Below are 15,112 nucleotides of genomic sequence, written 5' to 3'. Positions count from 1 at the left end.
TTACGGTTAGAAAATTGATTTTATGGGATTATTTGGAAAAATATTTGGATCAGAAGGCAAAGAACCTAAAGAAGAAAAACAGGCATTGCCTTGGCAAGAACTAAAATCTTTGGAGCAATTAGACCAAATTGCTGATGCTTCGAGTACTAAAACTCAGGCAATATTTAAGCATTCTACAAGATGTGGAATAAGTAGAATGGTGATCAAAAATTTTGAAAGTAGTTTTGATATTACAGAAAATCAAATAGATCTTTATTATCTTGATTTGTTAAATTATCGAGATATTTCCTCAGAAATATCTGCAAAATTTCAGGTATACCATGAATCTCCACAGTTTATTGTGATTCGTAATGGGGTAGCCGTTCATCATGCATCGCACAGCGCAATTACTCCTCAGGTTTTGCATCAGTTTGTTTAATACACGATATCGTACATTATAAAAAAAGGCTGTAAATCTAAGTTTACAGCCTTTTTCTTACTTTGTTTTTTACCGCTAAAAACGATACCTGCTTATGATGCCTTTCAATTTATTTTTTATATTCTCTCCAGAATCGTAAACCATTTGCTCATTTGTTGGAAATTGAACCGCTTGTAATCCCAAGTATCGAATCAAATCATCATCGAGCGCACGTTTATCACCATTATAGTTAGCATAAATATGTTCAAAGACATATGTGCTAGAAAGGGGAAAAGCATCTAATAATTGTTTAGTATTAAGGTTCTTATATTGTACATTGCCAACTACTTGTGCTTCTTTAAACTGTATGAATTCATAATACTCACAACGTACAGTAACCATCTTATCTATTTTGATTTTATTACCTTCTTCATCACGAACGAATTCATCATCTTCATCTAATAGATATTCCCAACCGTCTTTAACTAGTTTTTCTTTTTCTAGTTGTCTTTCTCTAATTTGTTCTGGTGAGATATTAATTTCTCTAAATGACACTTCCATTAAGTAATCATAATTTACGGAGCGCTGAGGTTCGTTATGATAAACCGTCCAAAGATCATTCAAACCATACGTGCTAAAATTTAGTAAATCATCTTCTAATCTTCTCGGGATGATTACATTCGTATTATTTTTCAAGCTAACTTTAACAAAATCAGTTCCCTTAAAATGCGCTTCCTCAATAAGATTGTTTGTATTCTTATAGTTAGGACTGATTTTTTCTAGATATACCAAATCGTTATAAACACTACGATAATCTGTTTTTCTTTTAGCGTTAGAGAGCAAATTCTTAGCGTTGTTATATAAATAAGCTGATAACTTTTCTTTAGTATCCAGAATTCTTTGATCATAATTATCAAAAGAAAAATTAGCATTACGTCCTTGTTCCACGTGATAAAGCGGTAGTAACGGGCGAATACGTTCTTGTCTGTTTTTTAAAGTGTTATAAGAATTGTAAATTCTCTCTAAATTTGCCGGGTTTCCTTCTTTTTCTAGAAAAGCGATTGCATTCATATCACGATCAACCGCTTTTAAGAATGCTTCTTCTAAGATTAGGATATAATCCTGTTTCCCTTTTTTATTTTTATTAGTTCTTAATTTGTTAACGGAAGTATTAATTGCTTGATCGTAGTTTCCTGTATTAAGAGCGGTGAATGTCTTCTTTTTTCCTCCACAAGAGAAGGTAAGGGCAGTAATTAAAAATAAAAGTAGAGTTCTTTTCATAATATAATACGTTTGGGGGACATCTATTCAATTTTGGTGCCAAAAGGTAACAAAAAAACCTCAAAGTAACTTTTTGAGGTTTTCCTTATATGTGATAATTAATTTATTTTTTAAATACAGGGAGTAGTTTGGTAGATACTTCACCAAAACCTATTCTAACATCATCTTTTTTGCAATGCCCTCTTATGATAACGGTATCATTATCTTCTATAAATTTACGACTACCACCTTCTTTAAGTTGCACAGGTTTCTCTCCTCTCCAACTTAATTCTAGCATAGAACCATAAGAATCAGGAGTTGGTCCGGAAATAGTTCCACTACCCATCATGTCTCCCGAGTTAACTGGACATCCATTTACAGTATGATGTGCCAATTGTTGGGACATATTCCAATACATATATTTAAAATTACTTTTAGAAACGATAGTCTCTTTTGCTTTTTCTGGTTGTATAGCAACCTCCAGATTAATATCAAAACTTTTGTCTCCTTCGTATTGAAGATATGGAAGTTGTTCTTTTAAAGGTTTTGGTCCTTTAACACGATAGGGTTCTAAGGCATCTAGTGTAACAATCCAAGGTGATATAGATGATGCAAAGTTTTTAGCAAGGAAAGGGCCTAAAGGAACATATTCCCATTTCTGAATATCTCGAGCACTCCAGTCATTGAATAATACCAAACCAAAGATATAATCCTCAGCTTCTTCGATCGGAATAGGCTCTCCGAGCTGATTAGCATCTGTAGTAATAAACGCCATCTCCAATTCAAAGTCTACTAATCTTGAAGGTCCAAAAATTGGTTTTTCCGTACCATTGATTAATTTCTGACCCTGCGGACGATGTACAGGAATTCCTGAAGGAATTATAGAACTACTACGTCCGTGGTATCCAACAGGTATATGCAGCCAATTCGGAAGTAATGCATTTTCAGGATCTCTGAACATAGTACCTACATTAGTTGCATGCTCAATACTACTATAAAAGTCGGTGTAATCGCCTACAGTTACCGGTAATTGCATTTCTATTTCATCCAATGTAAATAGGACTATTTTACAATGCTCCGTATTATTTTTTAGGGAGTCGTTTTCGGCATCAAAAATATCAGCAATACGATTACGTACCAATCTCCAGGTTTTTTTTCCATCAGATATAAAGTCATTAAGAGAATCTTGTAAGAATATATCATCGGTTAATGGAATTCCATCAAAATAGCCAAGTTGATGAAGTGCTCCAAGGTCAATAGCGGTATCTCCGATTCGGGTTCCTATTGTAATAACATCATCCCTGGTAAGAAAGACTCCAAAAGGAATATTTTGAATAGGGAAATCTGTATTAGCAGGTGTTTTGATCCACGTTTTTCTATTTGGGTTATTTGCTGTTATGGGCATTGTTATTTTTTTATAAGTTGTTGGTACTTCTCATCATCAAATATATAATTTTAGAACGTTTTATATATTTTATTTATGTGAAAGTTAATTAAAAAATGTGATATTTCTAATTGTGAAGAAAATGTTGATATTTATTGATATTCCATCAACTTATTTTAAGGAATGTTCCTATTTTTGGGCATCTATTTTATAAATAAAAAAACATGCAACGCGACGAACAGATTTTTGATTTAATTCAGGACGAAAAAGAACGTCAGATTAATGGATTAGAATTGATCGCTTCAGAAAATTTTGTAAGTGAACAAGTAATGGAAGCAGCTGGTTCTGTATTAACAAATAAATATGCAGAAGGGTATCCAGGAAAACGTTATTATGGAGGATGCTCTGTAGTAGATGTAGTAGAGCAAATAGCTATTGATCGTGCTAAAGAATTGTTCGGAGCAGCATATGCTAATGTACAACCACATTCTGGATCTCAAGCAAATACAGCGGTTTATCACGCTTGTCTGAAACCTGGAGATAAAATACTTGGTTTTGATCTTTCTCATGGAGGACACCTGACACATGGATCACCAGTTAATTTTTCAGGTAAGTTGTACAATCCGGTTTTCTATGGAGTAGAGAAGGAGACAGGTAGATTAAACTATGATAAAATTCAAGAGATTGCCACAGCAGAAAAACCACAACTTATTATTGCCGGAGCATCTGCATATTCTAGAGAGATAGATTATAAAAGATTTAGAGAAATAGCAGATAGTGTGGGCGCTATTTTATTAGCTGATATTGCACATCCTGCAGGATTAATTGCTAAGGGTGTGATTGCAGATCCTGTTCCTCATTGTCACGTAGTAACAACTACAACACATAAAACATTAAGAGGCCCAAGAGGTGGATTAATCTTAATGGGTAAAGATTTCGAAAACCCTTTTGGTATTACACTAAAGAGTGGTAAGAAGCGTATGATGTCTTCTTTAATGGATAGTGCCGTATTTCCTGGAAATCAAGGAGGTCCATTAGAGCATATCATTGCAGCAAAAGCAATTGCGTTTGGCGAGGCATTGACTGATGAGTTTTTACATTATATCATACAAGTAAAGAAAAATGCAGCAACGATGGCGGAAGCTTTTGTTCAAAAAGGATATGAGGTAATTTCTGCTGGTACTGATAATCATATGATGTTGATCGATTTACGTAATAAAGACGTAACTGGTAAACAAGCAGAAGAGGCACTTGGCGTTGCAGAGATTACGGTAAACAAGAATATGGTTCCTTTTGATGATAAATCACCATTTGTAACTTCTGGTATTCGTATTGGGGTTGCAGCAGTTACTACTCGTGGATTGAAAGAAAATGATATGCTGGATATAGTGGAATTAATCGACAGAGTAATTAACAATGTAGAGAATGAGGAAGAATTACATAGCATTGCGAATGATGTAAATGCAATGATGGCGGATAAACCATTATTTGTGGTATAACCTATTTTTTTTAAGATTTTTATAAAATGCGTGACTTTTAGTCATGCATTTTTGTTTTAACGAATTATTAAGCGTAAGTGCTGTTTTGTGTAGGATTTTATTCTATTTTTAAAAGGGAAAATAAAAACTAGTTTTAGAATTTACAGTTTACATGTTTATGAAACTTAAGATTTAGCTTATTTATTAAGACTGCCAAATTTTTAAATTTAGCTTTTAAAAAACAAAAAATTGCTTACGTGTTAATCCGAGAAATTAATGTCTTTTTACACACTATGCTCTATACATATGACTTTTGTGTAGTATAATAAAATATCAGTAAATGAATAAAACGCAGTTTATAAAAAACAAAAATTGGAAAAAATACTTGTTGGAATTCTTTATGCTTTTTTTAGCTGTTTTCTTAGGTTTTTTTGCAGATAATTTAAGAGATAAATCATCCGAAAAATCGAAGGAAAGGGAGTATATACATTCTTTAATTGAAGATGTGGTATTGGAAAAGATAAACATTCAAAAAGTGATTAGTTACAATAAAATTAGAAAAACACGTTTAGATTCTCTTTCTAAATTTTGCTACAACTATAGTCTAGAAAATATAGATGATCGTAAGTTATATTATCACTATCCTTTTTCTATTTTACAACGCCCTGACTTTTTGAGCGCCAATGAATTAACAATGACTCAACTTAAGAATGCTGGAGGAATGAGGTTAATTAAAAACAAAAATGCGATTAAGGAAATTCTTCTATATGATATACAACAAAAAAAACTAGAGGATCAACAGAAATATTATGAGAATTATCATAAAAATTCAATCAATTTAGGACTCAAAATCTTTAATCATCAAAAAGTTAGACATATGGTTTCTTTAATTAAAACAAAAGATACTATTAATTTAAAAGCAACTAATTTTAAGCTAATTCAGAATGATCAAAATTTGTTAACCGAATTTGGTAATGTTGTAGATATGTATGGTGGAATCGTAGCATATTATAATATGCTTTTAGAAGAAAAGAATAATCAAGCAGACTCATTGATTTTAAAGCTAAAAAAGGAGTACAAGATAAAATAATAACAATAGCACAACATTATTTAATAGCGCATAACTACTTTTTTGGGGAGCTATTTTTTTTAACAATAAAATTATAATTAAGATATTTACATAATAAACTTTAATAAATGCCTACTTTTTTATTCAATCATATAGCACTTTCCGTAAAAGATGTCGACAAAACAACTGAGTTTTATCAAAAGGTGCTTAAACTTAAGGAAATTAAGAATACTGCTTCTGACTCTAAAACTAGATGGTTATCTTTTGATGACGGAAAACAGCTTCATCTGATTCCTCGTCCTAATTTTGAGATAAGAATCAATAAAGCAGTTCATTTTGCTTTAGCGACTCCTGATTTTAATTCATTTGTAGGGCATCTAGAAGAACTAAAAATTGACTACTCTGATTGGCTTGGGACACCAAACAAAGATTATATACGAAAAGATGGCATTAAACAGGTCTACTTTCAAGATCCAAATGGATATTGGATTGAAATAAACAATGATGTTTAGTAAAATTAATTTCATTACTCAATTTTTTTGATACCCTTAGTATTGGCTTAGATATCACATTATACCTCTTTTAAATATTAAACTAAATAGTTTTGAAAATTAGGAGAAACATTGAAAGATTACGAAAACATATTAAATAATATTAAGCGTTATGTCTCTTTGCACAAAGAAGATGAAAAACAATTCATTTCAATAGTGAGAACAACAAAAATAAAAAGAAGACAATTTATTGTACAACCGAATTTTATTTGCTCTCATCAAACTTATGTATTAAAGGGAGCTTTTAGAAGTTATTTTGTGAATGACGAAGGAATAGAGCATACGATTCAGTTTGCAATAGAAGATTGGTTTATAAGCGATTTTAATAGTTATGTAAACCAAAGTCCTGCATCTTTATTTGTTGAAGCTCTGGAAGATTCAGTCGTTCAGCAGATTGCTTATGAAGATGTTGAGAATCTTTGTAATGAAAACCCAAAATTTGAACGTTTTTTTAGATTGGTTGCACAAAAGTCATTTGCCTTTTCTCAGAGAAGAGTTTTATCCAATCTCGGTAAGTCTGCAGAAGAGCGATACTTGGAGTTTTTTAATCTATATCCTTCCATCGTGAAGAGAGTACCTCAGTATACTTTAGCTTCATATCTTGGAATGTCACCAGAGTTTTTAAGTAAAATACGTAAACGTCTCACAACAAAATCTTGAACTAGTTCAAGATAATTTCCTAATCCAGTTCATTTTTTAAGGTGGCACATTGCCACAACTTTGTAAAGTCAATATTGACTTCATCCAAAAACAAAGTAAAATGAATACTGAAACAAATTCTTATCAAGAAAACTTAAAGGATCTGCGTACAAACTTAGGAACGATGCTTCCTAAAGAAGCACTTAATGTTTTTGATAAGGACGCAGAAAATCTACAATTAAATCAGACATCAATTCTAAAACTTGAAGTTGGTGAAAAAGCACCAGATTTTTCTCTTTCAAATGCAACGAACAAAACCATCAAGCTTTCAGATTTACTGAAAAATAGTAAAGTTGTTCTTACTTTTTATAGAGGTTTTTGGTGTCCATACTGCAATCTTCAACTAGCACACTATCAAAATTCGTTATCAGAAATTCAAGCTTTGGGAGCGGAATTAGTGGCTATATCACCACAGATACCTGATGAATCATTGAACGTGAAAGAAAAAAATGAACTGAATTTTGAGGTTTTGAGTGATAATGGGAATATTGTTGCTAGAAAATACACAACTGTTTTTACAAATGCTGATGCCCCTGTGGATACAATGACAGCACTCGGATTCGATTTTGATGCGCATTATTCAGACGATTCTAGAGAATTGCCAATTCCTGCGGTTTTTATTATCGAAAAAGATACTACTATTTCTTTTGCAAAATCTTTAGGTGGTGACTACAGAAACCGTGTAGAAGTTTCTGAAATTATTAATGCTTTAAAAAAATAATACAATGAAAAATAAAATTTGGTTGATCACAGGAATATCGAGCGGATTAGGTAAAGCACTTGCAGAATCTGTTATTGAAAAAGGAGATTTTGTAATCGGTACATTTCGAAAAGAATCACAAGTTGAAGAATTCAACAAAAAACACACTAACAATGCAAAAGCCGTGGTATTGGATATTACAAAAGAAAATGGTATTAAAAATTGTATTGATAAAATTATTTCTGATTATGGTAAAATAGATGTTTTGGTTAATAATGCAGGAGTAGGATTCGTAGGAGCAGTAGAAGAAACTTCTATGGAAGAAGTGAGAAGCGTTTTTGAGCCTAACTTTTTTGGAACATTAAAAATGACACAGACCGTTTTACCGTTTATGCGTAAAGAAAAGAAAGGACATATTATCCAAATTTCGTCTCACGGAGGAGTTAAGGCCTTTGCAGGTTTTGGAATCTACAATGCAAGTAAATTTGCTTTGGAGGGTTTTAGCGAGGCAATGGCACAAGAAGTAGCACCTTTGGGAATTAAGGTTTCAATAGTAGAGCCAGGTCCTTTCCGAACCAATTTCGCGGGTACTGGACTTGGACAAGCAGAAAGTGTGATTGATGATTATTCCGAAACAGCAGGAGCGTTTAGAATTAAACTAAAAGGTGTTAACGGCAAGCAAGAAGGTGATCCAATAAAAGCGTCTAAAGCGATTATCAACTTGACTAATTCTAAAGACTCAACACTACGATTACCTCTTGGAAAAGTAGCACTAATGACAATAGGAATGAAGTTAGATAGTGTAAAATCTGATTTGGAAAAGAATAGAGAAATTGCTGAAAGTGCTGTTTATGATTAAAAATAGCTTGCTACAGCAATGTATAGGAAATAACAGTATTAGTGCTAGCCAAATGGCTAGCGCTTTTTTAGGATCATTCGTATTACTAATAAAATCATAGTGTATTTTTCATTCTTTTTATAATCATTAAATTAGGTACTTAAACACAACTAATTTTATGTACAATAGATAACAACAAGTAGAATGACTGATATATTAAAGTTAGTAAGAATTCAGATTTTACTTATTATTCTCTTTGTGGTTTTTAAATTTATCCGCCCCGCAGTTTTGAATAATGGTTTTCCTCAATGGATAAAAATCACTTTACTATCACTACCAAACTTCTTTGAAGCTTTCATTGGAACGTTAATCTTGACAGGAATTGGACTTTACTTGAATCTCAGAATACTAAGTAGAAAAAGACAAATAAAAAGAAACCTTATATATGTTATAGCTCCAATATTAGCCGGAATTTATGTGATAACTCAGGAATTAAAACTCCACAATTTGGGGGGTAATAATGTTTATGATAGTAATGATATAGTATTTTCGGTTATTGGACTCATAACCGGATACCTAATCGTCATTCTTATTAAACCAAGGATTTATCATGTAGTAGAAGAATAACCAGTATAAATAAATTGGTTATTAATGAAAAATTAAATTGAAAATGTATCGAATATTTTTTAAGAATGTCCCCAGTTATCAGGATCACTACTGTCATTAGGAGATAAGCCAATGATATCACCATCGGTATTCACACCGAGACCAACGACTGTTCTGTTTACATAGTTAAAATAACTCACTACTTGATTGATTTCCAGTATTTCTCCATCGGTTAGTTTGTGTGCCCGAAGGTTCTCGATATCGGATTGGGTAATTGTATGATGTGATAATGTTAGTTTTTTAGCATATCGTAATCCTTCCAGATATTGATCACTAAAAAAAGACTCTGTTTGATCATTTTGTATACACGCTATAATTTGCTCGAATTTATCAGTATCGGCTAGCAAACGTTGCAATCCGGCCGAATGATGATCTACGCAATAACTACATTGATTTAGATGACTTACATAAACACCAAGTGTTTCCAGATACCATTTTGGTAAAGTATTATTAACATTATGTAGTACGTTTTTATACAATCCCATATGACCTACCAAGGTATGAGGTCGAAGACTATGAATGGATAGAACGTTATCTATATTATTATTGGGACCTTTTACACGATCATATATTCGTTTCAGTTGACCCGTAGCATTCTGAAATGAAATTTCTTTGATCCAACTCATATTATTCATTTACCTCTTTAAAGAATGATCCTTTTTTATTAAAAAGCATTGTAATCAATATGATAAAAGATCCGACCATAATTGAAACATCCGCCATGTTAAATATTTCGGTTTTTATGATCCCCAAATCCATAATCATAAAGTCAGTTACCGATCCATAAACAATACGATCAAAAAGATTGCCAATCCCACCACCAATAATAAAAGTGAAACCAAGGATGGTTTCTTTAGAGTAATTTGTATTAATAAGAATAAGCCTTAATAAAAAGAGTAAAACAATGATAGGTAAAATCTGTAAAAGAATTATTTTAAGTAAAGGTGCTAGATCAGAACCTAAACTATAGGCAGCACCACTGTTTTCGACTTTGGTAAGTACCAAATTATTTTCAAATACTTCAATTCTTTGGTTAGGAGCAATAGTCTGTCGTACTACAGTTTTTGATATCTGATCACATCCTATATTGAGTAATACCAGGGATAGTACAAGTAGTACTCTAATTTTTTTGGTTATTTTTTTCATACAATCTAATTAACGATAGAATTCTTCAAATGTGGCAGTAAAGCAAGTCAATACCTATGTTTCCAGTATTTTTTATAGTCTGAAAGAGAAAAAGCATCATCAAAAGATTGTTTATTTATAGTGTTTTTCTCATTAGAATCATAATCGATAAGTATTTTCCAGAAACTATCTTCTAATCTTAGGACTACATGAAATTGTCCATAAGAATATTTCGCTTCGCCTTTATCATTTTTATAGGTTACTCTATAAATACCTCGGTCAGATACTAGTGAGTCCGAAGTCACTCTTTCGAATAATCTAAAATCTATAGGCGATGCTTTCGTTTTAGGGTCACTCCATCTTTTTTGAGAGCTTTCCATGTATTTTTTTACATTTTTAATTTCTCCACCATTACCACCGGATATTCTAATCATCTCTTTACTATGAATTGATGCGAATAGAGAATAGTCTAGTTTTTCATAAGCTTCAGAGAAGTTGCCATACATATCTTGATTGATCTTTTGGTGAAGTTCTTCTTCTTGAGCAGATAAAAAAAATGTAGAACCTAAAATGAGAATGGCAAGGATTTTTTTTGTTATTGATCTCATATTACCTAATTTTATTATATAGTACACAAGATACTAAATCTGAATAATCGGTTAACTTAGGGTGATCAAAAATTTTGGACTTAGTCATCCCTATTTTTTTCATGATCAATTCAGATTTTAGGTTAATTTCTGAAGCAACAGAATATATTTCATTTAAACCAATTGTATTAAACCCAAAATCTAAACAAGCCTTAGCACCTTCTGTAGCATATCCTTGATTCCATACACTTTTTTTTAACCTCCAACCGATATCTACAAATGTGTCTTGATGCTCTAAATAACTTTGTTCACAGAGTCCGATAAATCCTATAAAATCTTTAGAATCAAGAATGTCTACAGCAAAATAACAGAAATCATTTTTAGTAAACTGTTTTTGCATTCTTAGTATGAATTCTTCTGTGTTTTTTCTAGATGGTTTAAAAGGAAAAAATTCCATCACATCATCATCATTATTCATAGCCGCTAATGGATCTAAATCGTCAAGTGTCCAGTTACGGAAACCGAGTCTCTCGGATTGAAAAAGGTATGGGTTCATATGTGTAAATATAACAATGAATGTAGAAATAATTCAAACAACAAGAAAGAAAGGAGATTTAATAGTGTTTAAAAAAGGATTTTTTTAGTATTTTAATATGATAAATGGTATAAGCGATATGTCTTAAAATGTGAAAAAGATTAATATTATGATGCTATTACATATACAAGCTACTTAGAAGAGATTCTCATAGAACTCACATCATTTTAATATACCACTAAACAAAACCTCAATTGTAAACATCAATCTGATAATAGAACAAATAAGTATACTTAGAAGCATCTTTTTATTTTGATCTCTATTTTTAAAGCGATCTTTTTCAGGATTGAATTTTAATTCCCATCCATTTCAAAAGTAACACTTTCATACGCTCCAATATCTGGCGCACCAATATTACGAGGTGTTCCTAAAATATCGTTTCCAGAAGATGGAGTAGTAGCTTGTCCGTTTGCAGCAGAATCTTCTCCAATATTTAGCATATTGTTAAAAGGAGCTTTAAAATCAGGATCCTCGTTAAAAATAACATTTTGATATAAACCAGTATTTGTAAAATCATATAATTCATTATCCAAAAACTGTCCATTGAAATCATTAAAACGGATCAAACTGTTCTGGAAGTTATAATTAAAAACTGTTCCTTCAGCTCTGTTGATTCCTAATTCCAGGTTTTCATTTCCATAGATAATACAATTTGTAAAATTAGCTTCTAAAAGATCCGTAACAAGAATCTCTGTAATATTACCACCCTCATCTCTAACCACAAAAAGGTTATCAATAGCAACGGAAGGAGTTTCTCTAAAACTAGAATTCCAATAGTTAGCAAATGTGCAATGATTAAAATTGTAAGTTCCTCCAAAAGAAGCGTATAAAGACGATATTCCAGCATTGTTTATCACCACATTTTCACCCAAAATGTTAGCAGTTCTAGCTAATATACCATAAGCAGAAGTATTATAAATTTGTGTATTAGTAATGGTAAGCGTAGGATCTGTTCCTCCGTCGTTAGAGTCCATTAATATACCTACAGCGGCATTTTTTATGGTTGCATTATTAATTACATGACCTGTACTACCAGCAGTAAGCCAAATCAATCCCCATTGACCGGGAATATCACTAAACCCTGGTTCTAATCGATCACTTTCGAAAATTACTTCGTTTTCCATCACCTCAGGATCAGTACTGACTTCTCCGTTAACCAATAAAGTAGCGTTATTAGCTGCAATTATTCCGGATCCATCATGAAAATGAATTCTGGCTCCTGCATCGATAGTTAATGTCTCACCAGATGGAATAGCTGCGAAGCCATAAATGACATAAGGTTTCTCATTAGTAAAATTCAATTCGTCACCTTCGAGAAAAAATCCTTCAACTCGTATTTCTTCCATATTGTCATCTTCTCCTAGAAGAAGCGTTTCTACCATACCTTCATCATCTCTGGATGGAAATAGGAATACGGCATCTTTAACTAAGGTTACTAAATCCACATCCTGTTGACTTCCATTAGGGTCGAAAAGTATACGATCTGTATATAGAAATTCTAAATCACCTGTTTGCTGGGTAATATCAGTAGTGGTTTCTACAAAAACGAAAATACTGTCTTTAGCTAGTACCTGAATATTTTCAAAGGATTTACCTGGAATACCATCTACATTAAGACGATAATTAGAGTTATCACCTCTTTCTAAAGCAATAGAAGGAATATTAAGATCATTGTTTGTTCGGTTATAAACTTTAAAACTATAGGTGCTAGAACCAATATTGGTGAAAATAGTGTCTAGAAATAAAGTGTCTGAAGAAAATTGCAAGTTGCCTGTGCTTGGATCAGCTTCAAAATCTTTACGACAAGAACTCCATAAAATGATAATCGCAAGTAAAATAAGAGTAGATAAATAACGCATTATTTAGTTTCTATGTTTATTAAAATATGATTAATAACTTTATCAAAATAAGGATGTATTTTTTAAAAGCGTATTAACGGACTAAATGTATAACTTTTTAATCAGTACTAATATTGCTTTTTTAATAAAAATTTGACAAGATCATCCCTTCTGTAAGAAGTAAAACATTTGTACATTTGTTAATCTTATTTTCAGAATAAGAACTATTTAAACGTTTATATTTTAATACGCCAACATAATAATCTCTTATGAGTACATATGATGTAGCCGTAATTGGCTCAGGACCTGGTGGATATGTTGCAGCTATCCGTTGCGCACAACTAGGTATGAAAACTGCAATAATCGAAAAATATTCTACACTCGGGGGAACTTGTCTTAACGTAGGATGTATTCCTAGTAAAGCATTATTAGATTCTTCGCACCATTACGAACACGCAGTAAAGCATTTTGCAGATCACGGAATCGAAATTCCAGGAGATGTAAAGATCAATCTGGAAAAAATGATTGCCCGAAAGCAAGCAGTGGTGGATCAAACAACTGGTGGTGTCGATTTTTTAATGAAAAAGAATAAGATAGAGCGATATGAAGGTGTTGGTTCTTTTAAAGATGCAACACATGTGAATATTACCAAATCAGATAATTCTGTAGAAACTATTGAAGCTAAGAATATCATTATTGCTACAGGATCTAAGCCTTCTTCATTACCTTTTATTACGATAGATAAGAAAAGAGTCATTACTTCTACAGAAGCATTAAAGCTGAAAGAAATACCTAAACATATGGTTATTATTGGTGGGGGTGTTATCGGATTAGAATTAGGACAAGTATATCGTCGTCTGGGAGCAGAGGTTTCTGTGGTAGAATATATGGATAGAATCATTCCAGGAATGGACAAAGCTTTATCCAGAGAACTACAAAAGGTGATGAAAAAACAAGGTGTTAAGTTTTATACTTCTCACAAGGTAACCGGAGTAAAAACTACTGCAAAACAAGTAACAGTTACTGCTGATGATAAAAAAGGAAATCCTGTAGAGTTTAAAGGAGATTACTGCCTGGTTTCTGTTGGGCGTCGTCCTTATACGGATGGGTTAAATGCTGAAGCAGCAGGAGTGAAGCTTACTGATAGAGGACAGGTAGAAGTAAATGATCATTTACAAACTTCTACTTCTAATATTTATGCAATTGGTGATGTGGTAAAAGGAGCAATGTTAGCGCATAAAGCAGAAGAAGAAGGAACATTTGTTGCAGAAATTTTGGCAGGTCAGAAACCGCATATTGATTATAATTTAATTCCCGGTGTAGTATATACTTGGCCAGAGGTTGCCGCTGTTGGTAAAACCGAAGAAGAATTGAAAGAAGCAGGAGTTAAATACAAATCAGGACAGTTTCCGTTTAGAGCTTTGGGTAGATCCAGAGCAAGTGCGGACTTAGATGGTTTTGTGAAAATTCTTGCAGATGAAACAACGGATGAGGTTTTAGGAGTGCATATGATTGGTGCTCGTTGTGCGGATTTGATAGCAGAAGCAGTCACAGCAATGGAGTTTAGAGCTTCTGCCGAAGATATTAGTAGAATGTCTCATGCACATCCTACATTTACAGAAGCTATTAAAGAAGCGGCATTAGCTGCAACTGATAATAGAGCTTTACACGTATAGTTTTTGTAAAAATATTAGATATGAAAAAAGCGAACTAGCATATAGTTCGCTTTTTATTTTTTCTAGCTATTATCGTCTTATAAGTTACTACCTATATTTCCCTCAGCAACTATAATAGAAGGATCATCATTACTAAAAATTTTAATATGACTATCAAATTGAATTAATTCTTGATAATTTAAAATTTCATCTTCAATAACTAATTGATTAGATGAGTGAAAACTAGTTGAACTTTTATAAATTAGAGTT

At 32.4% G+C, this 15,112-nt stretch carries 16 protein-coding genes; 9 read left to right on the top strand and 7 right to left on the bottom strand.

The genetic code is table 11. From position 1 onward, the window contains the following. The first annotated feature begins 22 nt into the window (after positions 1-22). The gene (gene ytxJ, locus D1818_RS04280) at positions 23-418 is read left to right on the top strand and encodes a bacillithiol system redox-active protein YtxJ (RefSeq protein WP_118456564.1); all 396 of its coding nucleotides are present in this window, start codon (positions 23-25) and stop codon (positions 416-418) included. 75 nt (positions 419-493) lie between these two features. Here the strand turns inward: ytxJ and D1818_RS04275 are convergent, their stop codons facing one another. Both D1818_RS04275 and fahA read right to left on the bottom strand, forming a co-directional pair. Further along, a complete protein-coding gene (locus tag D1818_RS04275) occupies positions 494-1,678 on the bottom strand; it encodes a hypothetical protein (protein WP_118456563.1) in 1,185 nt (394 codons plus the stop codon). A 103-nt stretch (positions 1,679-1,781) separates the two neighbouring features. Further along, positions 1,782-3,062: a fumarylacetoacetase gene (gene fahA / locus D1818_RS04270; RefSeq protein ID WP_118456562.1), complete on the bottom strand. Its 1,281-nt coding sequence runs from the start codon at positions 3,060-3,062 to the stop codon at positions 1,782-1,784. Positions 3,063-3,265: 203 nt separating this feature from the next. Here fahA and glyA point away from each other — a divergent pair, with 203 nt between their 5' ends. From glyA to D1818_RS04235, 7 genes are all read left to right on the top strand, one after another. Further along, positions 3,266-4,540: a serine hydroxymethyltransferase gene (gene glyA / locus D1818_RS04265; protein WP_118456561.1), complete on the top strand. Its 1,275-nt coding sequence runs from the start codon at positions 3,266-3,268 to the stop codon at positions 4,538-4,540. Between the two features lie 319 nt (positions 4,541-4,859). Next, the gene (locus tag D1818_RS04260) at positions 4,860-5,609 is read left to right on the top strand and encodes a hypothetical protein (RefSeq protein WP_118456560.1); all 750 of its coding nucleotides are present in this window, start codon (positions 4,860-4,862) and stop codon (positions 5,607-5,609) included. 107 nt (positions 5,610-5,716) lie between these two features. Next, positions 5,717-6,100 (top strand): VOC family protein, encoded by a 384-nt coding sequence (locus D1818_RS04255; protein WP_118456559.1) that lies wholly within the window; start codon positions 5,717-5,719, stop codon positions 6,098-6,100. A 111-nt stretch (positions 6,101-6,211) separates the two neighbouring features. Then, entirely contained in the window at positions 6,212-6,799 is a 588-nt protein-coding gene (locus D1818_RS04250) for a Crp/Fnr family transcriptional regulator (RefSeq protein WP_118456558.1), read from the top strand. Between the two features lie 100 nt (positions 6,800-6,899). Further along, complete coding sequence (locus D1818_RS04245) at positions 6,900-7,559, top strand: peroxiredoxin-like family protein (RefSeq protein ID WP_118456557.1); 660 nt, start codon at positions 6,900-6,902, stop codon at positions 7,557-7,559. A 4-nt stretch (positions 7,560-7,563) separates the two neighbouring features. Beyond that, complete coding sequence (locus D1818_RS04240; protein ID WP_118456556.1) at positions 7,564-8,397, top strand: oxidoreductase; 834 nt, start codon at positions 7,564-7,566, stop codon at positions 8,395-8,397. 183 nt (positions 8,398-8,580) lie between these two features. Then, on the top strand, positions 8,581-9,003 hold the full coding sequence (locus D1818_RS04235) for a hypothetical protein (RefSeq protein ID WP_118456555.1): 423 nt from the start codon (positions 8,581-8,583) through the stop codon (positions 9,001-9,003). Positions 9,004-9,062: 59 nt separating this feature from the next. Here D1818_RS04235 and D1818_RS04230 read toward each other — a convergent pair whose 3' ends face one another. From D1818_RS04230 to D1818_RS04210, 5 genes are all read right to left on the bottom strand, one after another. Further along, positions 9,063-9,668 (bottom strand): carboxymuconolactone decarboxylase family protein, encoded by a 606-nt coding sequence (locus D1818_RS04230; protein ID WP_118463486.1) that lies wholly within the window; start codon positions 9,666-9,668, stop codon positions 9,063-9,065. 1 nt (position 9,669) lies between these two features. After that, complete coding sequence (gene lspA / locus D1818_RS04225) at positions 9,670-10,188, bottom strand: signal peptidase II (protein WP_118456554.1); 519 nt, start codon at positions 10,186-10,188, stop codon at positions 9,670-9,672. A 47-nt stretch (positions 10,189-10,235) separates the two neighbouring features. Beyond that, on the bottom strand, positions 10,236-10,775 hold the full coding sequence (locus D1818_RS04220; RefSeq protein ID WP_118456553.1) for a hypothetical protein: 540 nt from the start codon (positions 10,773-10,775) through the stop codon (positions 10,236-10,238). Between the two features lies 1 nt (position 10,776). Next, entirely contained in the window at positions 10,777-11,310 is a 534-nt protein-coding gene (locus tag D1818_RS04215) for a GNAT family N-acetyltransferase (RefSeq protein ID WP_118456552.1), read from the bottom strand. A 332-nt stretch (positions 11,311-11,642) separates the two neighbouring features. After that, entirely contained in the window at positions 11,643-13,208 is a 1,566-nt protein-coding gene (locus D1818_RS04210; protein WP_118456551.1) for a hypothetical protein, read from the bottom strand. A gap of 248 nt (positions 13,209-13,456) precedes the next feature. Here D1818_RS04210 and lpdA point away from each other — a divergent pair, with 248 nt between their 5' ends. Continuing rightward, entirely contained in the window at positions 13,457-14,863 is a 1,407-nt protein-coding gene (lpdA, locus tag D1818_RS04205; protein ID WP_118456550.1) for a dihydrolipoyl dehydrogenase, read from the top strand. Positions 14,864-15,112: the final 249 nt, after the last annotated feature.

Source organism: Aquimarina sp. BL5 (genome assembly GCF_003443675.1).
Taxonomy (GTDB): Bacteria; Bacteroidota; Bacteroidia; order Flavobacteriales; family Flavobacteriaceae; genus Aquimarina.
This window is presented reverse-complemented; position numbering and strand designations above follow the sequence as displayed.